Below are 18309 nucleotides of genomic sequence, written 5' to 3' on the forward strand. Positions count from 1 at the left end.
ATATCGGCTGCGCGCTTCTCCTGACATTCGGCTCCTCCAAGACCCATCCAGACCTATTCAGGTTCTGTTGGAGGCTCTAAACCCACAGCATGATCGAAAAGGGCAGCAGCGTGTACTCCGCCAGTTCCGGCGACGAGCGTCTCGACCGTCGCTATGCCTGGGCCGAGGCGGCGCTGAAGGATGGCGACGCGCAGGCGGCGATCGACATCCTCGATCAAACGCTCGCCGAGAATTACGGTTTCACCGCCGCCTGGCATCTTTACGGGCTGGCGCAGGAGGCGCTCGGCCATAATGAGGAGGCCGCGACCGCCTGGCGGCAATGCCTCGACCTCGACCCGAACGACCATGTCGGCGCCAAGCTCGACCTCGCCCGCATCGGCGCGCTGGCGGCCGAGCAGGCGACTTCGGAGAATTTCTCCGGCGTGCTCTTCGACGGCTATGCCGACCGCTTCGACAGCCACCTCGTCGGCACATTGCAGTACCAGGCACCGGCGCAGCTGAAGGAGGCGCTCGCACGCCGCTGCGCAGAGACCGGAAAGCCCTTCCATTTCGGAACGGCCTACGATCTCGGCTGCGGCACCGGGCTGATGGGCGAGGCGATCCGCGCGCAGACGGAGTTCCTCGCCGGTTGCGATCTCTCGCCGAGGATGATCGCAAAGGCGCAGGTCAAGACGCGTGAGAGCGGCAGCCCGCTCTACGACAAGCTCGCCACCGCAGGCTTGACCGCCTTCCTGGCGAGCCGACCCGACGCCTCGGCCGATCTCGTCATCGCCGCCGACGTCTTCGTCTATCTCGGCGATCTCGCGCCGAGCTTCCATCAGAGCGCGCGCGTCCTCAAGGCGGGCGGCCTCCTCGCCTTCACCGTGCAGAGCCATGATGGCGAAGGCGTCGCCGTCGGCCAGGACCGGCGCTTCGCCCATGCCGAGGACTGGCTCAGGGAGAGGCTCGGCGAAGCAAGGCTGGAGCCGGTGCTGGTCGAGCCGCAGAGCACCCGGATCGATCGTGGCGAGCCGGTGCCGGGGCTGCTGGTGATCGCGGAGCGCCGCTGACGGCACGAAGAGCCGCGATCGCTAAGCCGCCTCCGAGCGCATTTCTCCGGCATCGACCCCCTCGACGGCGCGCAAGGCCGGAATGGCGAAATCGGTGAAGGCGCGCACGACCGGGCGCATGAAGCGCACGGAGGGAAAAGTCCAGAACGCCTCGGTCGGCTTGACCTCATAGTCCGGCAAAATCCTGACGAGCCGCCCGGCCGCGAGCTCGTCGGAAACGAGCAGCTGCTGAACCGGGCCGGCAGCCCGGCCGGAGAGCAAGGTCGCCGTGATCGCGTCGGCGTGGTTCGTCCGCATGATCGGCCGCACCGGGACGTCGACCACCTCACCCCCGCGCAGCAACGTGAGCATATCGCCCGGCGCCAGCAGTGTCGGCGTCGTCACGACATCGATTTCGGAGAGACGTTCCGGCGTCCCGATCGGTCCTGATCGGGCGAGGAACTGCGGGGCAGCGACGAGGATGCGGCGCACCAAGCCGAGGCGCCTGACGATCAGCTCCTGGCTATCCGGGCGGCCGTAGCGCAGCGCGAGATCGAACCCTTCATAGACCAGGTCGACGGCGCGATTCTCCAGCACCAGATCGATGGTCACATCGGGATGGCGCTTCTGAAAGGCCAGCGCGATCGGGTGGAGATGCCGGACGCCGATGCAGGACGGCGCATGCACGCGCAACAGCCCTTCGATCGTGCCCATCTCGTGGCGAACGCCCTCCAGCGCGGCATCGATGGTGGCAAGAGCGCTTCGGCTGGCCTCATAGAGCGCCTTGCCCTGCACGGTGGGCCGGACCATGCGGGCCGAGCGCTCCAGCAGGCGCGCGCCGACATGCCGCTCGAGATTGCGCAGATGCTTGGTGACGGCGGGCTGCGACACGGAGAGATCGCGCGCCGCGGCGGTCACCGAGCCGCGCTCGACAGTGCGCAGGAAAGCCCTGAGGGCGACGGCGATATCCATGCATAGCCATTGGTTATGACATGCATCACTCCATAACGGGTCGACGCTGTCGGCGCAAATTGCTCTATCGCCTTACCAATCCCGTCACGCGAGCCGATAGCCCGGATGCCCATCGACAGACGCCGCCTGCTGCTCGGCAGCCCGTTCCTTCTGTCCGGCTGCGTGACGAGACCGGCGCCCGATCTTTCCAGCCAGGTGCCCGCCCAGCGTCCCGACATGGTCGAGGCCGACTACGCCTCGATCTACGCCGCCATCGATGGCGAACCGTTTCCGGTGCCGGCCGTCGATCTCGACGAGATCGAGCCGCAGTTCCTGCGGCGCGAGGTCAGTTATCGCACGCCCGAGCCATCGGGGACCGTCATCGTCGACCCCGGAGAACGCTACGCCTATCTCGTCGGCGAGCGCGGGCGCGCGATCCGCTATGGCATCGGCGTCGGCAAGGAGGAAGGCTTCAACTTTCGCGGCGCCGCGACGATCGCGCGCAAGGCGCAATGGCCGCGCTGGACGCCGACACCGGACATGATCCGCCGCGAGCCCCAGCGTTATGGCCGCTATGTCGGCGGCCTCGCCGGCGGCACAGGCAACCCGCTCGGTCCGCGCGCGCTCTACCTCTACCGCGACGGGCGCGACACGCTGTACCGGCTGCACGGCACCGTCGAGCCCTGGACGATCGGCACGATGGTCTCGTCCGGCTGCATCCGGCTGCTCAACCAGGACATCCTGGACCTCTATCGGCGCGCGCCTGTCGGCAGCAGGGTCGTCGTGCTGGGATCGACCGTCGGCACAGCCGTGTGAAAGACACGAGCCCGCCGTTCCCTTTTCGTTCGGCAGAGCCTATCTCTGTCCTCCGATGGATGCGCCCTCGCCTCTCCCGCCGGCTTTCTCCGCCTGGTTCGCCAGCCGCGGCTGGAGCGTCCGGGCGCATCAGCTCGCTCTGCTGGAGGAAGCCCGGGCCGGGCGCTCGACCCTGCTGGTCGCGCCGACCGGCGCCGGCAAGACGCTCGCCGGCTTCCTGCCCTCGCTGGTCGAACTAACCCAGCGCGGCCCAAAGCGCGACGGGCTGCACACGCTCTATGTCTCGCCGCTGAAAGCGCTCGCCGTCGATATCGCCCGCAATCTCGAGACGCCGATCCGCGAGATGGGGCTCGCGGTCAAGGTCGAGACCCGGACCGGCGACACCTCGCCGGCCAAGCGCGCCCGCCAGATCGAGCGGCCGCCGGACATCCTCCTGACCACCCCCGAACAGCTCGCGCTCTTGGTCTCGCATCGCGATGCGAAGCCGTTCTTCGCGAACTTGCGCCGGGTCGTGCTCGACGAACTGCACGCGCTCGTCACCTCCAAGCGCGGCGACCTGCTCTCGCTCGACCTCGCCCGGCTGCGCGCCCTCGCGCCTGAGATGAGCGCGGTCGGGCTGTCGGCGACGGTGCGCGAACCTGCGGATCTACAGGCCTATCTCGGCGGCGCCGACACCCCGTCGGGTCTCGTCGCCGTCAAGGGCGGTGCGAAGGCTGAGATCGGCATCATGGCGACGAGCCGCCGGCTGCCGCTGGCGGGCCATGTCACCGCCCATGCAGTCGGCGACATCTATACCGCGATCCAGGCGCACAAGCTGACGCTGGTCTTCGTCAACACCCGCATGCAGGCCGAGTTCATGTTCCAGGCGCTGTGGAGCGTGAACGACGAGACGCTGCCGATCGCGCTGCATCACGGCTCGCTCGATGTCGGCCAGCGCCGCAAGGTCGAGGCGGCGATGGCAGCGGGCAAATTGAAGGCCGTCGTCTGCACCGCGACGCTCGATCTCGGCATCGACTGGGGCGATGTCGACCTCGTCGTCAATGTCGGCGCGCCCAAGGGCGCAAGCCGGTTGATGCAGCGTATCGGCCGCTCCAACCACCGCATGGACGAGCCCTCGCAGGCGCTGCTGGTGCCGTCGAACCGCTTCGAATTGCTCGAATGCCGCGCCGCACTCGATGCGGTGGCGGAGGCGGCGCAGGATACGCCGCCGCCACGGATCGGCGCGCTCGACGTGCTCGCCCAGCATGTGCTCGGCGTCGCCTGCTCCGACGGCTTCGATCCCGACGCGCTTTATGAGGAGGTCCTGACCGCCTCGCCTTATGCCGATCTCGACCGCGTCGATTTCGACGCGGTGGTCGATTTCGTCGCGACCGGCGGCTATGCGCTGAAGAGCTATGAGCGCTTCGCCAAGCTGCGGCAGGGCAAGGACGGGCGCTATCGCGCCAGCAATGCCCGCGTGATCCAGCAATACCGGATGAATGTCGGCACCATCGTCGAGTCGACCATGCTCAAGGTCCGGCTCGGCCGCTCGCGGCCGGCCCGTCCCGGCGGCCAGAAGATGCTCAGCCGCGGCGGGCGCATGCTCGGCGAGCTCGAGGAATATTTCGCCGAGACGATGACACCCGGCGACACCTTCGTCTTTGCCGGCGAGGTCTTGCGCTTCGAGGGCATCGTCGAGAACGAGGTGGTCTGCTCGCGCACCAGCGCCGGCACCGATCCGAAGATCCCCTCCTATGCCGGCGGCAAGTTCCCGCTCTCGACCTTCCTCGCCGCGCGCGTGCGCGCCATCCTGGCCTCACCGAAGGAATGGGCGAAGCTGCCGGGCGAGGTCTCGTCCTGGCTGCATGCGCAGCGCCTGAAATCGCGCCTGCCCAAGCCGGGCGAGCTCCTGGTCGAGAGCTTTCCGCGGGCGGGACGCTTCTTCCTCGTCGCCTACCCGTTCGAGGGCCGGCTCGCCCACCAGACGCTCGGCATGCTGCTGACGCGGCGGCTGGAACGGGCGCGATTGAAACCGCTCGGCTTCGTCTGCAATGATTACGGCATCGCGGTCTGGACGCTCGGCGACATGGCGGCGGCGATCGCGCGCGGGGCGCTGTCGCTGGACGAGCTCTTTTCGCAGGACATGCTCGGCGACGATCTCGAGGACTGGCTCGCCGAGTCCGCGCTGATGAAGCGGACCTTCCGCTCCTGTGCCGTGATCGGCGGCTTGATCGAGCGCCGCTTTCCCGGCCAGGAGAAGAGCGGAAGGCAGGTGACGATCTCGACCGATCTCGTCTACGACGTATTGCGCCGGCACCAGCCCGACCATGTGCTGCTCCGCGCCGCTCGCGCCGATGCGGCGACAGGCTTGCTCGACATCGGCCGCCTGGGTCAGATGCTGACACGGATCAGCGGGCGAATCGTGCATCAGCCGCTCGATCACGTCTCGCCGCTCTCGGTCTCGGTCATGCTCGAGATCGGGCGCGAGGCGGTCCACGGCGAAGCGGCCGACGAGATCCTGGCCGAGGCGGAAGCGCAGATGCTCGAAGAGGCGATGGCGTGACCCTGGCGGCGAAGGAACCGAGCGACATGGCGGCCGAGGCCTTCATGCTCGGCCGGCTCGCGCTCGTGCCCGATCTCTCCGGCGCGCTCTACCTCCCCGACGAGCGCACCCTCGTCGTCGCCGACCTGCATCTGGAGAAGGGCTCGGCCTATGCCAGGCGCGGCGTGCTGCTGCCGCCCTATGATTCCGCCGCGACTTTGGCTTTGCTGGGCGCGGCGATCCTGCGCTACCAGCCGGCGCGCGTGATCGCGCTCGGCGACAGCTTCCATGATCGCGGCGCCGAAGCGCGGCTCGACGACGGCAATCTCGCGAGCCTGCGCGCGCTGCAGCGCGGCCGTGACTGGCTCTGGATCAGCGGCAACCATGACCCGGCGATCAGCGCAGCGATGGGCGGCGAGGTGCTGGAGACGCTGGAGCTCGCCGGCGTCGTGCTGCGGCACGAACCGACGGACTGTGCTCAGCGGCCGGAGATCGCCGGCCATCTCCACCCGGCCGCCAAAGTGCGGATGCGCGGGCGGGCGCTGCGCCGGCGCTGCTTTGCGCTCTCGCCGACGCGCTGCGTCATGCCGGCGATGGGCGCCTATGCCGGCGGCCTCAACGTCCGCGACGCCGCCTTCCGGCCGCTCTTCGGCCTGGGCTTTTCCGCCCATCTCCTCGGCGACGGCAGGCTGTTCCGGATCGACCAGCGTCTGCTGCTGCCGGATTGAAGGCGAGCGATTGCGGCAACGTCGAGTGCTCCCTTGGTAAGGGAGTGGTCGAGCGCCCTTCATTTTCAGATGCGGAGATATGTGTGTAACAGGTTGCGTCGGCGCAGGGCTTGTGGCATCAGGACGCCGCTTCGGAACGGCGCGGCGCCTTCCGGGTCCTCGAACGACCCGAAACGCCAGCATAAGCACGGTCCTGCTGCGGTAGCTCAGTGGTAGAGCACTCCATTGGTAATGGAGAGGTCGAGAGTTCAATCCTCTCTCGCAGCACCAGCCTTTCTAGTAAGGAAATCAAATAGTTAAGTGGTGGCGGCCATATCGGTCAAAACTGCGTTTCTGCCCCTTTGTGCGCAGAACATGCCGTGAATATGTGCACATATCCGTGCAAAACCCGTGCAATGGTGTTTTTGCTTCGTTCGCGTTTGTTCGCCTGTGGGAAATGGGCTACGGTCTGAATCATCCGCCTAACCCGCGGCCAGGCTCCGGCTAGGGGGCTTAGTCTTTACCCGAGGCGCGCTCGATCGCAGCCGCGATCCTGCCTGCGGAGTCGGCTTCGTCTCCCGAGTCAAGCGGCACAGGTCGCTTCCCGCGCCCGGCCAATTGGATGTACTGCGGCTCGGGCTGAACCTTGCGCACGCCGGAAGAGTCGCCGCGTCCTACGATCTCGTACACCCCGTCCGGCTCTTTGAAGCCGTCAGCGAAATCGATTTTCTTTTCGCTCGTCATCGTCCCATCTCCTTTGCTAGATCCACCCCATACCGCTCCATGTAGGCGAGCAGCAGGGCTACTGTTACGGGTGCGCCGTCTGCCGCGTAGCGCTGGCTGGTGCGCTGCGTGACGCCAAGCAGCGGCGCTATGGTCGTCTGATTGAAGCCGAGCCGCGTTAGGGCGGCCCGATAGGCGGCGGCGGTCATGCCAACCAGTCTTGAATGCGAGCGAGATAGCTGAGACGCTGGCGCTCGTTCATCTTAGCGTAGAAGGCTGCCGCGCTCTCGGCACCACGTAGGTTCCAACGGGCTGGCGTCTCCAGTGCGCGGAAGTTCAGTGCCGCGTCCTCGTCAAGGCCGAGCTCTTCGCGAGCCCACCGACTCATGTCGCGAACCTCGTCAGTAGCTTGCGACCAGCAAGTGGCGTCCGCTGGGAACTTGGCAAGGATGGCGGCCTTGAGTTCTTCGGCAGTCGTCTTGGTTGTCAGCGCGGTCATGTCCGTCTCCCCTGTCTGTAAAAAGACACTACGACAAGTTGTCGGATACGTCAATACGTCGTAGTCGAAAATCGACAACAAAAAACCCCGCACTAGGCGGGGTTGGTTGGTGGGGCTGAAGCGCGAGGCGCATCAGCGGCGCGCAAGGCGGCGCCACAGCCTGGACGCGGCCGAGATGTCTGGTGCGACTGGCCCGGTATGTCGAATTACGGCGCGAGCCAGTTTCACAAACTCAGCCTCCAAGATGCGCAGACGTTCATGCGGATCCGTGACGACGTCGCCTGCCTCGTTGTAGATGGTGATGGTGCGCGAGGGATGCGGGCAGCGGGCGGGCGCCGTTAGCGCCGCGAAGCTTTCCGGGGACATCATGCGCTTGTAGACTTCCAGCGGGATCATGCAGCCTCCTTGAGACCAAAAGCGTCAAGCCACGACTTCCACGCCCGAGCCAGAGCGCGCTTGGCCGCAGGTACGCTCTTGGACTCGCCATCGCCCTTCGCGACCCACTTCATATGCACAGCCGACACATACCAAGCGACATCACCAGGACCGCGATCGATGACCGATCCGACAATCCTGTCGTTGAGCTTAGCCGTGTAAAACCGGCCATTCTCATTTCGCTCCCACGTCAGCATCACCCGTCACCCCTTCGGCGCCGCACTAGGCGGCAGCACATAGAACACAAGCTCGCCGTCGTTGTTGTCGGATCCGCCGCCCTTGCGCCCACGAACCGGCAAGCCCTTCTCAAGCATGGCCTGAGCTCCGCCGGCGGCTTTGCGCGCCTGGTCGGTGGCGGGCACGACGTGAAAGCGCGTGCCGGTGGGTGTTTGGACTAGCAATAGAACCTCGCGGCGCTTTTCATCAACGCTGGCGTGTACAAGGTCGAACTCCGCCGGGGGGGCTGACGCGACCGCGTAACCGAGTAGGCCGGCGCCGTAGGCGTAGAATGCGAGCGGGAGCGCGACTAAGGCGGGGATGGCAAGAACGAGCCAGCGACGGCTCGCGGTGCGTTCAACGACGAGCCAGGCGAGCGGCGCCAGGACTGCGAGCGTGGCGGCTATGGTGAGGGTTAGCATTAGAGCGCTCCAATAATGGCGCGTCGCGCGTTCATCGCCGCTAGGCGCAGGGCCGCCGCTGAGCCGTTGTGATACCAAGCAGCATCTTTCGACCGCGCCCGCGTAGCGGCGTCGATGCGGGGCTCGTCCCGCGACATTTCAAGGAAGGTCCGCGCCTGCCGCTCGTGCCAGTCGGCAACGAAATGGTAGGCGTCGGGATGCTGCTCTTTGGTTAGCATGGGCTGGGTTCCTTGAAGTGCGCAACGAGGCGCCGCGTATCCTCCACTGATAGGATCGGCGTTGGCATGTCTTGCAGCGGATAGACTCGGCCTTCAAAGACCTCGTAAAGCCACAGGCCGCCGATTAGAGCCCACCTGATTTCTCGTCCTACGCCAGCGCCTATCCCTCCGTCCGGGAAGCGCATAAACGCAAGACCTTGGCATCGCTCCACAACGCCCTTAAAATAATCCATCCCCCGTTCCGCATACCCTGCCTGATGGTGTGGTTGGTCTGGACTCTCGACGCGAAAATTGTTCCGGTAATTGGAAATGGCGGCAATCGCCCGAAACTGTCGTTCTGACCCGTAGTCTGAGACGGGATGCGCGAAATAAACCAACATTAAGCCGCCCTCTCTGATGCTATTTCGTTGTCATTGTCCGCCAGACCCACCTCAGCGAGCGAACATAGGAAATCGCACGCTGGAACGATGGCATTGGTCATTGGGTGGTCGTCCGGTATCTCGTCTATGAAAGCCCGCTCGCCTTTTAGGCGGGTAAGGCGGGCGCCAATCTCGCGGGCGTAATCCGCGGTGCGCTTGAAGTTCTCCGGGAAATGGTGGCGGTACAGTGCCCAGTAGGCGGGCGACGTCGCCTTGACGCACCCAGTCCCGAGACAGTTGGCGTTTGGGAAACCCATGGCGTATGAGCGCGGCAGGGCGATGCCCGCCGACATCACCATGGCTAGGCTAGCGGCCTTAGTAATGCCCGCCTCGATAAGCGGGGCGCGGACGGTCAGCTCGAAATAATTTTCCCGCAGTCGGTTGAATCGCTCGACGTCGTCAGCGTCAGCAGTGTAGCCGAACACATGAACGTCATCGGGCCGCTGGAAGGCTAGGCGCGGCGCGACCTTCATCTCGCTCGTGCACGGCGCGCCCTTGATGCCTGCCATGTAGCGGCGCTTCTGCCAAACGTCCCATACGTTGTCGTAGTCCTCCGAGCGAAGGAGAGTGATCGGTCGATTGAGACGGCGCACAGCGTCAGCCTCAAAGCGGTAGTTATCTGGATCCTCGTTATTGGTCTCACAGCGAACCAACAACGCCGCCGGGTTGTCGCGAAGCGTCAACTGTGCGGCAACGAAAGACGCCGCGCCGGTAGACCACCAAATCAGCGTACGGCTCACTTCCCCACCATTTTCACATTGGCCTCGAAAGCCTCAACAGAACCATCGGCCCGCACGGTCATAGCCGCCAGCGTCCGCTCCTGGCCCTGCGTGTCGAGCGTCACGGTGCGCTCCGCCACGACCGCATACGGGTTGAGCTTCAGCACCCTTAGTTTCACAGACACCGGGCCGGATAGGCGGTACGCGTGAACGTTGAATTTGTAGTCGCCCGGCTCGATCGCGCGAACCGTGACGATCTCCCTTCTATCGGCGACCCCGCCGTTTCCGTTGCCCGTGTTGTCCTGATCAAGGAACATCACTTCCGTGCGCCTCGAGCCGAAGTAGACAACCTTGCCGTCGGGCCCGCGTGCGTACAGGTCCACGTCGCTCGCGCTGCCGTCATCCCACGTGAGCTCAATCAGAAACTCGGCTTTGGGCGTCAGGACTCCGGCCTGCGGAGGCCGCGGCGTGTCCATCGTGGACAGCATGAACAGCGCCACGAAGACGAACAACACCGACATCGCGAAGTCGAAGAAGGGCGCTGGGAGCTCGGCTGATGCGCGGGCGGTCATTTGAAAAGCAGCCTATTGACGAAGTGGATAGCCATGAAAATAGCGATAGGGCCGCCTATCGCGATCACCACAGTCAGGAGGAACTGGTACTCGATTGGAAGCTCGTCCTTCATGACTTGTCTCCGTATTTCTTGCGGAGCGCCTCGTAAGCGGCGCGTTCTTGAAGTTCACGGGTCATGGCCAAGCCAAACCTGTGCCTCGCTTCCGCACCCAAGCGTGCCATCTGCTCCGCATCCGTTTCCGGGCGGCGGCCTTCGATTTTGATTTTTAGGACCGCACAGTCGTAGTCGCGTTCCGCCTCGATCTCTAGAATGGCGTCCTCACGCATGTCCTCCGGAAGGGAGTCCAGCTTCTCCTGAAGCCACTCGACTGCGGCACCCAGATTTTCCGGCATCTGGTCTTTGTTGCCGTAGCTACCCTCCGCCTCATAGATGACCTTCGTCACCGTCTTGCGATACGTCACGGCTTTTCCTCCAAGGCGGCGTCGACACTATCGGCCCACTCGGCAAGCGCCTTCAGGTTCACCCAAGTACCGTCGTCTGTGCCCGCGCTCTCGCATTCGGTCGCAATGCACTCAAACCATGACTCACCTTGGAGCCTCGGCAGACCCTCGCGCATCGCGGCGATAGCGGCGCGGGCTTTAGCGTTGAATTTGCGTTCGCGGACATGCGCGTACCCGTCATCGATATCTTCGTACTCGAACGGTCCGACGCCGTCAGAATACATCAGAGTGTAGGTGTGAACTTCATCGACAAGTCGCGTCAGCCGAAGGCTAAAGCCAACGTCAGCCTCCTCAATCGCCCCCGCGACCCGCTCAATCATTGACGTCATTGAGTCCCTCGTCAGTAAAGAGATGAAGCCGCATCCATTCGTTCTCTCTTACTTTCACATCTGTAAGTCGCATTCGACCGTCCTTGGTGTAACTCCCAGAGCGCGCGCAAATAAGCGGCCCGACCGCGTGCAGATGAGCAAATCGCAAATCTTTTGACTGCTTTTCGATCAGGTCCGCCGCTTCAAGCATCATCGCCCTCGCGCCGTTCGTGATGACGGGGTTTCCAGCTTCATCCTTGGCCAGTCCACCTCGGTCGCGAACATGCTTTCGCATGCGCTCTACAAGTGCGCTTGCGGTACTCACGACCGCACCTCGCGCGCTGCCAGCATGGCTAGGTGCTGGCGCTGCTCCCAATCTTCTTCGTGATTGCGCTTCGCCTCCGCGAACAGGTCCGAAAGCGTCTTGCCGTGCATCCAAGGCGGAGACAGCGGATGCGACATTGGGTTGCCGCCGAACTCGCTCGGGTCGTAATCGTCACCATTACGCTGCGCGCTCATCACCAACCTCCTTGGACTGTTGGTCGACGGCGATGATGGTTCCAATAGCGCCGCACGTGATGATCCCCCAGACCAAGAACCCGTAGAGCGGAGCGTTGCGAGTCGGCACGCCCGCAAGCACTGCAATTTCCGCAGCCCCGAAGAAAACGACGAGCCACACAGTCAGTAGAGCTGCTAGACCCGCTGCGGTAATTACCGCGTACCCGATTGCCCTAAGCGCGGTTTTCATCCCCAACCTCCAAAATCCGAATCTGCATTTCCAGGCAAAGGAAGCCGACTAGCCCGACGATCGACGAATGGAATTTAGTCATCACGCCGCGGATAAAATCGGCCTTGAACGTCGGCGGGATTGACCCGTCCGCAGGCAGGCTGCCCATTGCCTGGAACGCCATGGCCAGGCCGATGAACGTGCCAAGGATCCCGAGATAGCTCATGACCTTGGCGAGGTGCGACACGAACCTAAAGTCACGGTCGCCCGCCCGAACCTTCAGCCCCAGCCAGACAGTGCAGGCCGCGTACAGCGCCAGAACGGCCATGGCGAGGCCGGTAGCGTCCTGCCGCCAGAGCACGCCGCCATACCCCAGCAGCCAGGCGACAGCCGCCCCTACTGCGGTGAGCGAGACCCACAGCCACCAGCGGAGATGGGTCCGGCTCATGACGTGGCTCCGATTTCGCGGAACTCGACCGGCAGGCCGGCTGAACGTGCGGCCTCTATGCCGTAAACCATGCCGTTGCTGATGCCGTGATCGATGTAGACGACACTAGCCTGTGCGACATGGCGCCAAGCCAGACCTGCGCTTATGCCGTGCGCTCGCTCGTCCGGATCGTCGTCGTCGAGCACCCCCGGCTGCGTATAAAGCAGGTGGCTGGCAATCGGCGCCTCGCCGCGCAGTAGGCTGTCACGGACGCAGCGACGGGCGTAGGCAATGTTCGCCTCAACGTCGCCAGCGTATGGGCTCTCTACGATCACCAGCCGCATCGGCTTGCTCCTATTTCAGAATTGTGGACTCGGCCAAAAGGTCAGCGACTTCCCGCAACAACACGGCTAGGCGCGGTGCCGCAACGTGGAAGTCGTGAACCTTTCCGTCTGCAATGATACTGAGGATAGGCTGTTGGCCGCGCTTCCACAGCGTCACGTAGTCGGCGCGGACTGGCTCGGGGTATCGGTTGGTAGTCGGCACGGGCGAGGAAACGACTCGATAAGCTATGATGTCGCTCTCCCAGCCGGTGTGCGTCCAATTCCAATCGCGGGCTGGCCGCTTCTCCGGCAGACCGCTGGTGCCGCTAAGCCGAATTTCGACCAACGCACTTCCGTCCACCGGACACACGCCGCCTCGCCACTCAACCCACCCTTGAGCTTCGGCAAGCATCTCCTGCTTGACTACAGTGGCGGCGCGCTGCGCGATGGTTACTGCGGAAGCAGTAACTGGCTCCTGAAAGTGGTAAACGCCAACCATCAAACCACGCCCTCTTCCTTGGCAGCCACCACCGGACCGTCAGCGATGCGGTAAGCCATGATGTCGCCGGCCGTATCGCGATGCTCCCACCGCCAGAAGCGGCCCTGCCTCGGGTTGAACGGGCCGTCGTGGCGGGTGCGAATGGCGACGTAGGTGTCTTCCAAGCCGCCAGGGCATGGGCCGCCGTCGTGCTGGATCCAGTCTTCGTCGGTCACGACTCAACCCTCCTAAAGGTCAGAATGCGCCAGGCGTCGCGCCGCTCGCGCTTGGTATCGGACCATTGGAAAGCGAGCTCGTTCCAAGTATCGACGGCCGCCCCGTAGATGACGAAGAAGGGGAACAGCACGACGAAGCCAAGCACTACGCCCCAGCCGACTAGCGCGCGCAGGTATCGGTTTTTAATGCGGAGTATCATTGGGAAAGCTCCGCTTCTAGGCGAGCCAACTCCCGACGAGCGCTCTCTCTGCGCGACGCCAGCCAAGCAGAATGCCTGTCCTTTTCGGCGGCGTCTTCTTCCGGCGTCTGCGGTCGCATGTAATAGAACTCGACCACGGAGCTGTATTCGCCATGGTCGAAATCAACCCTGACGGCGCCCCTGAATTCCTCAGGAACCTTCGCGCGAACTTCGCTGAGCGCGGCAATCATACCGTCGAGCGACTCGGGAACATCGTAGGTGCTTATTTTGTCGACGTTGACCTTGACGCTTTTCATGCTGCGGACTCCAATTCATCGAGCTTCTTGCGGGCTTCGGCGATCGTCATGCGCGCGGCTTTTGTCCGGCCGCTGGCGCGAACGCAGATGGCGAGGAAACCCATTAGGGCAGCGACCCATTGCTGGGCCGCGCTTTCAAGAAACCAGCCGACCGCCACTAGACTGGTCAGCGTGGCGAACATGAACACGTCTCTCGCCCAAGACTGCAGCACGGTCTCGCTGATCAGAATGACCGGCGTATCGTTGATTTTGAACGTCACCCCACAGCCCTCCTAATAAGACGCCAAGTAGCGCGTAGTGTGGCGACCAGACCGACGCCAACCAGGGCCGCAACAAGCAGGGCGATGACAGCCAACTCAGGCTCGTCGGACAGGACGTAGAGCCAAATACTGAGAACAGTCATGCTGCGGCCCTCACTTCATTGTCGTTGGCGGCAGATGCGCCCAACACCATCTCCGGCGTCAGGACGATGCGCCCGACCTCGCCGTGCCTCTTATGGTAGGTAATGACCTTCGCCGACCGGCCGGATAGCCACCCGCCGTTCGCCGCGTAGGCATCCGGCGCGGCTAGTGTCTCGTGCTGCTCAACCTTCATGAGGTTGGTCGTCTTGAGTTCGTCGGAGTGCTTGTGCCCGATATGCGCATAGCTGTAGCGGGTGCGCCCGTAAGCCTGGCGAAAGCGACCAACCAATACGCTGTCAACGTTCGCCACGCCCCGACGATGGCCGTGATGGTAAAACAGCGACACGTCGTCGTGCTCAATCATTGAGTATGTGCCGGGGCTCGTATCGACCGTCACACGCGGCTCGGTGTCTAGGAACGCCGCGAACATCTCTCGCAGCCACACCTCACCGGCCGGGTCGTGGTTGGCGTCCGACATAATGACGTCGATGCGCTCGTGCTTCTCCAGGAGCATGGCGATGACCGTCCGCACGATGCGAATAGCCGCCCGAACCATCTTCGGGTAGCGCGTGTCGCCGTCGAGTTGGTGCTGATGCTCCGGCGTCACGCTCTTGAACGAGTCGTAATGCAAGAAGTCCCCAAGCTGAGCGAACACGCCCCGCTCGGCAGGCGGCGCGCTGGCAATGGCAGCCGCGAACCAGTCAATAATCAGCCGCTCGCCGATGGCTAGGTCGTAGTCGCCGCCGCCCGTCTCTTCATTCCAAGCGAGAGCGCCCAGGTGTGCGTCCGTAATCGTGTACTGGCACAGCAAATCCGCGATCGTGTGCGCTGGCGCGGCGATAGCTACAACGCGCGGCAGATCTTCCTTGAAAGCATCAACGGCAGCCCTCATCGCGCTAAGCTGCGCAGCCTTGTCCTGCTCAACGATGTCCCAGCGGGCCAGTGTGCGGCCTTGGCTGTCGGACAGGTTGGAAATGCGCTTGTGCGCAAAACCAATCGGCACCTCGAAAACCTCGCCCGGCGCTTTGACCTGCTTAACCCAAGCTCCGTCCTTGTCGCGGCTGGACACGCTCTTGATTGCGTACCCCGGCAACACCGGCTCGGTCCCCAGCATGCCGCGCTCGGCAGCGCGCCGGAGTTGGTTCTGAACAGTGCTGCGGGCCAGCCCTAGGGCAAGTGAAGTCGCGCGCTGATTGCGGTCGTTCGCCTCGTAAGCCGCGACTGTGCGGGCCAGGGTTTCGTTGTCGATTTGGGTCAAAGGAACGGCCTCTTGATTGCGTCAATGGCGTGGTCAATTGCCATGTCGTAGGCGATGTCTGTTGGATCGGCGTCGGACGGGTTCTCATCCGCGTCCATGACCCGCTCTGCGTTCACAGCAGACACGCAGCGCCTGCGCTCAGCTTCCGTGACAAAGGCGGCCAGTCTCAGCAATGGCGCGTCATCGGCACCGCCTGCCAACACGTGGTCCGCGCTTGCTCGGTCCAAACACGGACCTGCATAAGCAATAAAAGCCTCACGCGCCGACCGCATGATGTCGTCTGGGAAGGTGGTCATCGGTTGCTCACCAGATGACCGAGAACGCCGCCGCCAATTCCACCCACCACAAACGTGAGCCCGCCGACCGACGTGCCCAGAACGTAGGGAATGTGCTGCGACGCAATGACCGCGATCAGCGCTAAGAGGAATGCTAGGAACCGCATCACGCAGCCCCCACTTCCGCCTCATACAAGGCAGCAGCCCACTCGAGCACCTGAACCGCATCCGGCCGAACGCCGTTGCAGATTTGGGCTGAGATGTTGATTGCGATCTCTTCTTGCAGCGGCTCCGTGGCGTCGAACTGGGCGCGCTTGGTCAGGTTGTCGTTGGCAGTGAGGCGATAAGCGACGATGTCGTAACCACGTCCCTCAGCGATCCAGTCCCAGTCTTCGGCATAGCCGGTTTCGCACTCTTCACCGCATCGAAATCGCACGATTACACTCGTCCCAGCCGCAACCGGACACGCCCCGCCGCTCCACTCGATCCAATCCGACATAGCTTTCTCCTCACGAAAAAAGCCCGCCACCCTCTCGGGCAGCGGGCGAAATCAGACGGGACGGCCGAACGCGGCGTGCAACAGCAGCTCAGCGCCCTTCAGGGAAAGCGTCACGCGCTGGCAAATGCGCTCGCCTTCGACGAACAGCAGCATCGCGGCTCGGTCGCCGGATACCATGATAACGGCGTCGGGCTTGAAACCCTCAGGCGGCGGAGACTCGGCAGACAGGATTTCAACGATCCGCGCAGTCTCGGCGCGACCGAAGGTCTTGACGGTCAAGCCAGCGGGCTTTGCCGCTTCGATCTGCTCAAGGAACCCTTCAACGCCGACGCACTGCGCCATAACCGGGGACGCAGAACAGGAGGCCATAACCGCGCAGAACGCGGCCGACAGAAGCAGCTTTCGCATGGGAATCGCCTCCTGAGTTAAGACGACCCAGTTATGCAGATCACACAATCATTTGTCAAATGATTGTTGCCTTGACGAAATCCCGCTGGGCATAAACGAACTAAGACCGACGTGCTGGCGCCACCCTGCCTTCAATGACCCGGTCTAGCCGGTCCGCGAGCCGGTCGATCGCGCTGATTACGCGCTCTTCAAGCTTTGCCATTGTCTCGACGGTCACGAAGCGCTGAGCAGCCTCCAACCGGAAGTCCGCCAATTCTTCGGCCTGGCGGCCTGTACGGTCCTCAAGGCTCTGCAGGCGCTTTTCGTGCTGCGTGGCCTGATACTTGACCACGCCCCAGCTTGCCGCGAGCGTAAGGCCAGCCGTTCCTACAGACAGCGCCAACGCAGCCGGAATGGTGAGCTCCATCACTTTAGAGCACCCACAACCGCGCCGTGACGCTCCGCGCAGGATACCAACTCGCGCCGGTCCCTGCCCCACAGGCTCGTCACGTCCTGCTCGGTCAGCCTGCCCTTCGGAATGCCAACCGGACGCGCGCAAGCCTTGCGCATGTCCTCGGTCAACACAGGCGCGACGATCTCGGTCCGGACCACCGTCTTATTTGATGCGGTCAAGCAACCCGCCACGCTCAGCGCTAAGGCCACACTCAGGATTAACGGGCAAAGCCGCATTCTTCTTCTCCAATTCGTCAAATGCGGCTTTCGCGTCGGCTTCTGCGCGCGCGAGCTTCGTTTCGGCAGCGGCAACTAGAATCGCCTGCGCGGCCCGGGCGTTGGCGACGGCGGCGTTGGATTTTTCGATTTCTGCGCGCCAGTGGTTGCGCTCGGCTGCGGTTGCTACGGCAACAGCAGCGGCTTGGGCGTTATCGATCGCAGCCATGCCACGCCAGAAGCCCAGCGCCGCAAGCGCCAGAAGCCCCGCCAGTGCGAGCGCATACAGCGCCGGCTTGCCCAACTTCAGCATTGCCAGCATCACAGACCTGCCAGACAAAGCTCGAGTTCGCCCATGCGCTCTGCGTCGCCATACTCACGGCGCTTCACAAGGCCCCCCACGACCTGCCCCCCGGCCCGGTTAAACCGCGTCATGGCCTGGCAGCTCTGCTTGTAATCACCCTCGCGAGCGAACTTGGCCGCGGTTGATTTGCAGACGGCGCCTGTGCCGACGTTATAGGCGAGCGAAATCGTCGTTGCCTGCCAACTTTTCGGCTTGTCGGCGAAACCCGAGATGCAGCGCGTCAAAGGGATGTAGAAATCCGCGTAGACGCGCTTGGTCAGCATTGCTTCGCATTCGGCCTTGGTCTTCACCATGCCGGAGGTGATGCCCTTGGTCTCGCCGTAGCAGATGTCCCAAATCTTGGCGTAGCGATCCCAGTGGCTGGTAAGTACTAGACCTTCCCACGGCTGGATAAGGGCGGTCGTGGCGAGCGCAATCGCGCCGGCGACGCTGGCAAGCGCAACCTTGGCCCGCTTACTCATCGGCTTCTCCGGATACAGACTGCTGCGCGACGAGGCGGGCGACAAAGGCCGCCATCGTCGTCGCCAATGTGAGGCCCGCGAAAATGCCGCGCGGGATTTCGGCCGCGGCGTCGATAAACGGCAGCGCCGCCTCAACGCCGGAAAGGAGCCCAGCCGCGCAAAGCAGCCGGACGCTCCAAGCGTGCCGGATTACGGCGCGCCAGTTGTGGGTGAGGTTCATGATGTGCCGAAAAGAAAAAGCCCGCGCTAGGC

32 protein-coding genes and 1 tRNA gene are annotated in these 18309 nt (G+C 63.6%); 5 read left to right on the plus strand and 28 right to left on the minus strand.

Annotated features, from left to right (window positions below):
* Positions 1-110: 110 nt before the first annotated feature.
* The gene (locus tag ACSQ24_RS21265) at positions 111-1049 is read left to right on the plus strand and encodes a methyltransferase domain-containing protein (RefSeq protein ID WP_436096604.1); all 939 of its coding nucleotides are present in this window, start codon (positions 111-113) and stop codon (positions 1047-1049) included.
* A 21-nt stretch (positions 1050-1070) separates the two neighbouring features.
* Here ACSQ24_RS21265 and ACSQ24_RS21270 read toward each other — a convergent pair whose 3' ends face one another.
* Positions 1071-2000, minus strand: a complete 930-nt coding sequence (locus ACSQ24_RS21270) for a LysR family transcriptional regulator (protein ID WP_436096605.1) — start codon at positions 1998-2000, stop codon at positions 1071-1073.
* Between the two features lie 105 nt (positions 2001-2105).
* Here ACSQ24_RS21270 and ACSQ24_RS21275 point away from each other — a divergent pair, with 105 nt between their 5' ends.
* From ACSQ24_RS21275 to ACSQ24_RS21290, 4 genes are all read left to right on the plus strand, one after another.
* Complete coding sequence (locus tag ACSQ24_RS21275; protein WP_436096606.1) at positions 2106-2795, plus strand: L,D-transpeptidase; 690 nt, start codon at positions 2106-2108, stop codon at positions 2793-2795.
* A gap of 55 nt (positions 2796-2850) precedes the next feature.
* Positions 2851-5337, plus strand: a complete 2487-nt coding sequence (locus ACSQ24_RS21280) for a ligase-associated DNA damage response DEXH box helicase (RefSeq protein ID WP_436096607.1) — start codon at positions 2851-2853, stop codon at positions 5335-5337.
* On the plus strand, positions 5334-6044 hold the full coding sequence (pdeM, locus tag ACSQ24_RS21285; RefSeq protein ID WP_436096608.1) for a ligase-associated DNA damage response endonuclease PdeM: 711 nt from the start codon (positions 5334-5336) through the stop codon (positions 6042-6044). Before ACSQ24_RS21280 ends, pdeM begins: the two co-directional genes overlap by 4 nt.
* Before the next feature lie 195 nt (positions 6045-6239).
* A tRNA-Thr gene (locus ACSQ24_RS21290) sits at positions 6240-6314 on the plus strand.
* 222 nt (positions 6315-6536) lie between these two features.
* On the opposite strand, the gene ACSQ24_RS21295 is transcribed toward ACSQ24_RS21290, so the two are convergent.
* From ACSQ24_RS21295 to ACSQ24_RS21425, 27 genes are all read right to left on the minus strand, one after another.
* A complete protein-coding gene (locus tag ACSQ24_RS21295; RefSeq protein WP_436096609.1) occupies positions 6537-6767 on the minus strand; it encodes a hypothetical protein in 231 nt (76 codons plus the stop codon).
* Positions 6764-6955, minus strand: coding sequence for a hypothetical protein (locus ACSQ24_RS21300; RefSeq protein ID WP_436096610.1), 192 nt, complete (start codon positions 6953-6955; stop codon positions 6764-6766). The genes ACSQ24_RS21295 and ACSQ24_RS21300 overlap by 4 nt, the downstream gene beginning before the upstream one ends.
* Positions 6952-7245: a hypothetical protein gene (locus ACSQ24_RS21305; protein WP_436096611.1), complete on the minus strand. Its 294-nt coding sequence runs from the start codon at positions 7243-7245 to the stop codon at positions 6952-6954. Before ACSQ24_RS21305 ends, ACSQ24_RS21300 begins: the two co-directional genes overlap by 4 nt.
* 132 nt (positions 7246-7377) lie before the next feature.
* A complete protein-coding gene (locus tag ACSQ24_RS21310; RefSeq protein ID WP_436096612.1) occupies positions 7378-7641 on the minus strand; it encodes a hypothetical protein in 264 nt (87 codons plus the stop codon).
* A gap of 242 nt (positions 7642-7883) precedes the next feature.
* Positions 7884-8318 carry a hypothetical protein gene (locus tag ACSQ24_RS21315; protein WP_436096613.1) on the minus strand — a complete coding sequence of 145 codons (435 nt, stop codon included), beginning with the start codon at positions 8316-8318 and terminating at the stop codon, positions 7884-7886.
* Positions 8318-8536: a hypothetical protein gene (locus tag ACSQ24_RS21320; RefSeq protein WP_436096614.1), complete on the minus strand. Its 219-nt coding sequence runs from the start codon at positions 8534-8536 to the stop codon at positions 8318-8320. The genes ACSQ24_RS21315 and ACSQ24_RS21320 overlap by 1 nt, the downstream gene beginning before the upstream one ends.
* A 379-nt stretch (positions 8537-8915) precedes the next feature.
* Entirely contained in the window at positions 8916-9695 is a 780-nt protein-coding gene (locus tag ACSQ24_RS21325; protein ID WP_436096615.1) for a hypothetical protein, read from the minus strand.
* A complete protein-coding gene (locus ACSQ24_RS21330) occupies positions 9692-10246 on the minus strand; it encodes a hypothetical protein (RefSeq protein ID WP_436096616.1) in 555 nt (184 codons plus the stop codon). The genes ACSQ24_RS21325 and ACSQ24_RS21330 overlap by 4 nt, the downstream gene beginning before the upstream one ends.
* 109 nt (positions 10247-10355) lie before the next feature.
* The gene (locus ACSQ24_RS21335) at positions 10356-10709 is read right to left on the minus strand and encodes a hypothetical protein (protein ID WP_436096617.1); all 354 of its coding nucleotides are present in this window, start codon (positions 10707-10709) and stop codon (positions 10356-10358) included.
* A complete protein-coding gene (locus ACSQ24_RS21340) occupies positions 10706-11077 on the minus strand; it encodes a hypothetical protein (protein WP_436096618.1) in 372 nt (123 codons plus the stop codon). Before ACSQ24_RS21340 ends, ACSQ24_RS21335 begins: the two co-directional genes overlap by 4 nt.
* Positions 11061-11381 (minus strand): hypothetical protein, encoded by a 321-nt coding sequence (locus ACSQ24_RS21345; RefSeq protein ID WP_436096619.1) that lies wholly within the window; start codon positions 11379-11381, stop codon positions 11061-11063. Before ACSQ24_RS21345 ends, ACSQ24_RS21340 begins: the two co-directional genes overlap by 17 nt.
* Positions 11378-11575 carry a hypothetical protein gene (locus ACSQ24_RS21350; protein WP_436096620.1) on the minus strand — a complete coding sequence of 66 codons (198 nt, stop codon included), beginning with the start codon at positions 11573-11575 and terminating at the stop codon, positions 11378-11380. The genes ACSQ24_RS21345 and ACSQ24_RS21350 overlap by 4 nt, the downstream gene beginning before the upstream one ends.
* A gap of 212 nt (positions 11576-11787) precedes the next feature.
* Positions 11788-12231: a hypothetical protein gene (locus ACSQ24_RS21355; protein ID WP_436096621.1), complete on the minus strand. Its 444-nt coding sequence runs from the start codon at positions 12229-12231 to the stop codon at positions 11788-11790.
* The gene (locus ACSQ24_RS21360) at positions 12228-12554 is read right to left on the minus strand and encodes a DUF7768 domain-containing protein (RefSeq protein WP_436096622.1); all 327 of its coding nucleotides are present in this window, start codon (positions 12552-12554) and stop codon (positions 12228-12230) included. The genes ACSQ24_RS21355 and ACSQ24_RS21360 overlap by 4 nt, the downstream gene beginning before the upstream one ends.
* A gap of 10 nt (positions 12555-12564) precedes the next feature.
* The gene (locus tag ACSQ24_RS21365; RefSeq protein WP_436096623.1) at positions 12565-13032 is read right to left on the minus strand and encodes a hypothetical protein; all 468 of its coding nucleotides are present in this window, start codon (positions 13030-13032) and stop codon (positions 12565-12567) included.
* Entirely contained in the window at positions 13032-13247 is a 216-nt protein-coding gene (locus ACSQ24_RS21370; RefSeq protein ID WP_436096624.1) for a hypothetical protein, read from the minus strand. The genes ACSQ24_RS21365 and ACSQ24_RS21370 overlap by 1 nt, the downstream gene beginning before the upstream one ends.
* A complete protein-coding gene (locus tag ACSQ24_RS21375) occupies positions 13244-13447 on the minus strand; it encodes a hypothetical protein (protein WP_436096625.1) in 204 nt (67 codons plus the stop codon). Before ACSQ24_RS21375 ends, ACSQ24_RS21370 begins: the two co-directional genes overlap by 4 nt.
* Complete coding sequence (locus tag ACSQ24_RS21380) at positions 13444-13743, minus strand: hypothetical protein (RefSeq protein ID WP_436096626.1); 300 nt, start codon at positions 13741-13743, stop codon at positions 13444-13446. The genes ACSQ24_RS21375 and ACSQ24_RS21380 overlap by 4 nt, the downstream gene beginning before the upstream one ends.
* Positions 13740-14003: a hypothetical protein gene (locus ACSQ24_RS21385; protein WP_436096627.1), complete on the minus strand. Its 264-nt coding sequence runs from the start codon at positions 14001-14003 to the stop codon at positions 13740-13742. Before ACSQ24_RS21385 ends, ACSQ24_RS21380 begins: the two co-directional genes overlap by 4 nt.
* A 139-nt stretch (positions 14004-14142) precedes the next feature.
* Positions 14143-15402 carry an oxidoreductase gene (locus tag ACSQ24_RS21390; RefSeq protein ID WP_436096628.1) on the minus strand — a complete coding sequence of 420 codons (1260 nt, stop codon included), beginning with the start codon at positions 15400-15402 and terminating at the stop codon, positions 14143-14145.
* Positions 15399-15698, minus strand: coding sequence for a hypothetical protein (locus ACSQ24_RS21395; protein WP_436096629.1), 300 nt, complete (start codon positions 15696-15698; stop codon positions 15399-15401). The genes ACSQ24_RS21390 and ACSQ24_RS21395 overlap by 4 nt, the downstream gene beginning before the upstream one ends.
* Before the next feature lie 145 nt (positions 15699-15843).
* On the minus strand, positions 15844-16176 hold the full coding sequence (locus ACSQ24_RS21400) for a hypothetical protein (protein WP_436096630.1): 333 nt from the start codon (positions 16174-16176) through the stop codon (positions 15844-15846).
* Between the two features lie 51 nt (positions 16177-16227).
* Entirely contained in the window at positions 16228-16584 is a 357-nt protein-coding gene (locus tag ACSQ24_RS21405) for a hypothetical protein (protein ID WP_436096631.1), read from the minus strand.
* Positions 16585-16684: 100 nt separating this feature from the next.
* On the minus strand, positions 16685-16990 hold the full coding sequence (locus ACSQ24_RS21410) for a hypothetical protein (protein ID WP_436096632.1): 306 nt from the start codon (positions 16988-16990) through the stop codon (positions 16685-16687).
* Positions 16991-17179: 189 nt separating this feature from the next.
* Positions 17180-17554: a hypothetical protein gene (locus tag ACSQ24_RS21415; protein WP_436096633.1), complete on the minus strand. Its 375-nt coding sequence runs from the start codon at positions 17552-17554 to the stop codon at positions 17180-17182.
* A complete protein-coding gene (locus ACSQ24_RS21420) occupies positions 17554-18057 on the minus strand; it encodes a lysozyme (RefSeq protein ID WP_436096634.1) in 504 nt (167 codons plus the stop codon). The genes ACSQ24_RS21415 and ACSQ24_RS21420 overlap by 1 nt, the downstream gene beginning before the upstream one ends.
* Complete coding sequence (locus tag ACSQ24_RS21425) at positions 18050-18277, minus strand: hypothetical protein (RefSeq protein ID WP_436096635.1); 228 nt, start codon at positions 18275-18277, stop codon at positions 18050-18052. The genes ACSQ24_RS21420 and ACSQ24_RS21425 overlap by 8 nt, the downstream gene beginning before the upstream one ends.
* Positions 18278-18309 lie beyond the last annotated feature (32 nt).

The organism is Allobosea sp. LjRoot237, assembly GCF_964253285.1.
Taxonomy (GTDB): Bacteria; Pseudomonadota; Alphaproteobacteria; order Rhizobiales; family Beijerinckiaceae; genus Allobosea.

What these genes read in the sequence shown, in the direction of transcription:
- ACSQ24_RS21355 (WP_436096621.1), bottom strand. Translation starts at nt 12,231, where the DNA reads ATGAGCCGGACCCATCTCCGCTGGTGGCTGTGGGTCTCGCTCACCGCA.
- ACSQ24_RS21280 (WP_436096607.1), top strand. Translation starts at nt 2,851, where the DNA reads ATGGATGCGCCCTCGCCTCTCCCGCCGGCTTTCTCCGCCTGGTTCGCC.
- ACSQ24_RS21405 (WP_436096631.1), bottom strand. Translation starts at nt 16,584, where the DNA reads ATGCGAAAGCTGCTTCTGTCGGCCGCGTTCTGCGCGGTTATGGCCTCC.
- ACSQ24_RS21330 (WP_436096616.1), bottom strand. Translation starts at nt 10,246, where the DNA reads ATGACCGCCCGCGCATCAGCCGAGCTCCCAGCGCCCTTCTTCGACTTC.
- ACSQ24_RS21425 (WP_436096635.1), bottom strand. Translation starts at nt 18,277, where the DNA reads ATGAACCTCACCCACAACTGGCGCGCCGTAATCCGGCACGCTTGGAGC.
- ACSQ24_RS21315 (WP_436096613.1), bottom strand. Translation starts at nt 8,318, where the DNA reads ATGCTAACCCTCACCATAGCCGCCACGCTCGCAGTCCTGGCGCCGCTC.
- ACSQ24_RS21395 (WP_436096629.1), bottom strand. Translation starts at nt 15,698, where the DNA reads ATGACCACCTTCCCAGACGACATCATGCGGTCGGCGCGTGAGGCTTTT.
- ACSQ24_RS21310 (WP_436096612.1), bottom strand. Translation starts at nt 7,641, where the DNA reads ATGATCCCGCTGGAAGTCTACAAGCGCATGATGTCCCCGGAAAGCTTC.
- ACSQ24_RS21320 (WP_436096614.1), bottom strand. Translation starts at nt 8,536, where the DNA reads ATGCTAACCAAAGAGCAGCATCCCGACGCCTACCATTTCGTTGCCGAC.
- ACSQ24_RS21305 (WP_436096611.1), bottom strand. Translation starts at nt 7,245, where the DNA reads ATGACCGCGCTGACAACCAAGACGACTGCCGAAGAACTCAAGGCCGCC.
- ACSQ24_RS21350 (WP_436096620.1), bottom strand. Translation starts at nt 11,575, where the DNA reads ATGAGCGCGCAGCGTAATGGTGACGATTACGACCCGAGCGAGTTCGGC.
- ACSQ24_RS21270 (WP_436096605.1), bottom strand. Translation starts at nt 2,000, where the DNA reads ATGGATATCGCCGTCGCCCTCAGGGCTTTCCTGCGCACTGTCGAGCGC.
- ACSQ24_RS21365 (WP_436096623.1), bottom strand. Translation starts at nt 13,032, where the DNA reads ATGGTTGGCGTTTACCACTTTCAGGAGCCAGTTACTGCTTCCGCAGTA.
- ACSQ24_RS21410 (WP_436096632.1), bottom strand. Translation starts at nt 16,990, where the DNA reads ATGGAGCTCACCATTCCGGCTGCGTTGGCGCTGTCTGTAGGAACGGCT.
- ACSQ24_RS21420 (WP_436096634.1), bottom strand. Translation starts at nt 18,057, where the DNA reads ATGAGTAAGCGGGCCAAGGTTGCGCTTGCCAGCGTCGCCGGCGCGATT.
- ACSQ24_RS21295 (WP_436096609.1), bottom strand. Translation starts at nt 6,767, where the DNA reads ATGACGAGCGAAAAGAAAATCGATTTCGCTGACGGCTTCAAAGAGCCG.
- ACSQ24_RS21340 (WP_436096618.1), bottom strand. Translation starts at nt 11,077, where the DNA reads ATGACGTCAATGATTGAGCGGGTCGCGGGGGCGATTGAGGAGGCTGAC.
- ACSQ24_RS21400 (WP_436096630.1), bottom strand. Translation starts at nt 16,176, where the DNA reads ATGTCGGATTGGATCGAGTGGAGCGGCGGGGCGTGTCCGGTTGCGGCT.
- ACSQ24_RS21380 (WP_436096626.1), bottom strand. Translation starts at nt 13,743, where the DNA reads ATGAAAAGCGTCAAGGTCAACGTCGACAAAATAAGCACCTACGATGTT.
- ACSQ24_RS21275 (WP_436096606.1), top strand. Translation starts at nt 2,106, where the DNA reads ATGCCCATCGACAGACGCCGCCTGCTGCTCGGCAGCCCGTTCCTTCTG.
- ACSQ24_RS21360 (WP_436096622.1), bottom strand. Translation starts at nt 12,554, where the DNA reads ATGCGGCTGGTGATCGTAGAGAGCCCATACGCTGGCGACGTTGAGGCG.
- ACSQ24_RS21300 (WP_436096610.1), bottom strand. Translation starts at nt 6,955, where the DNA reads ATGACCGCCGCCGCCTATCGGGCCGCCCTAACGCGGCTCGGCTTCAAT.
- ACSQ24_RS21415 (WP_436096633.1), bottom strand. Translation starts at nt 17,554, where the DNA reads ATGCTGGCAATGCTGAAGTTGGGCAAGCCGGCGCTGTATGCGCTCGCA.
- ACSQ24_RS21375 (WP_436096625.1), bottom strand. Translation starts at nt 13,447, where the DNA reads ATGATACTCCGCATTAAAAACCGATACCTGCGCGCGCTAGTCGGCTGG.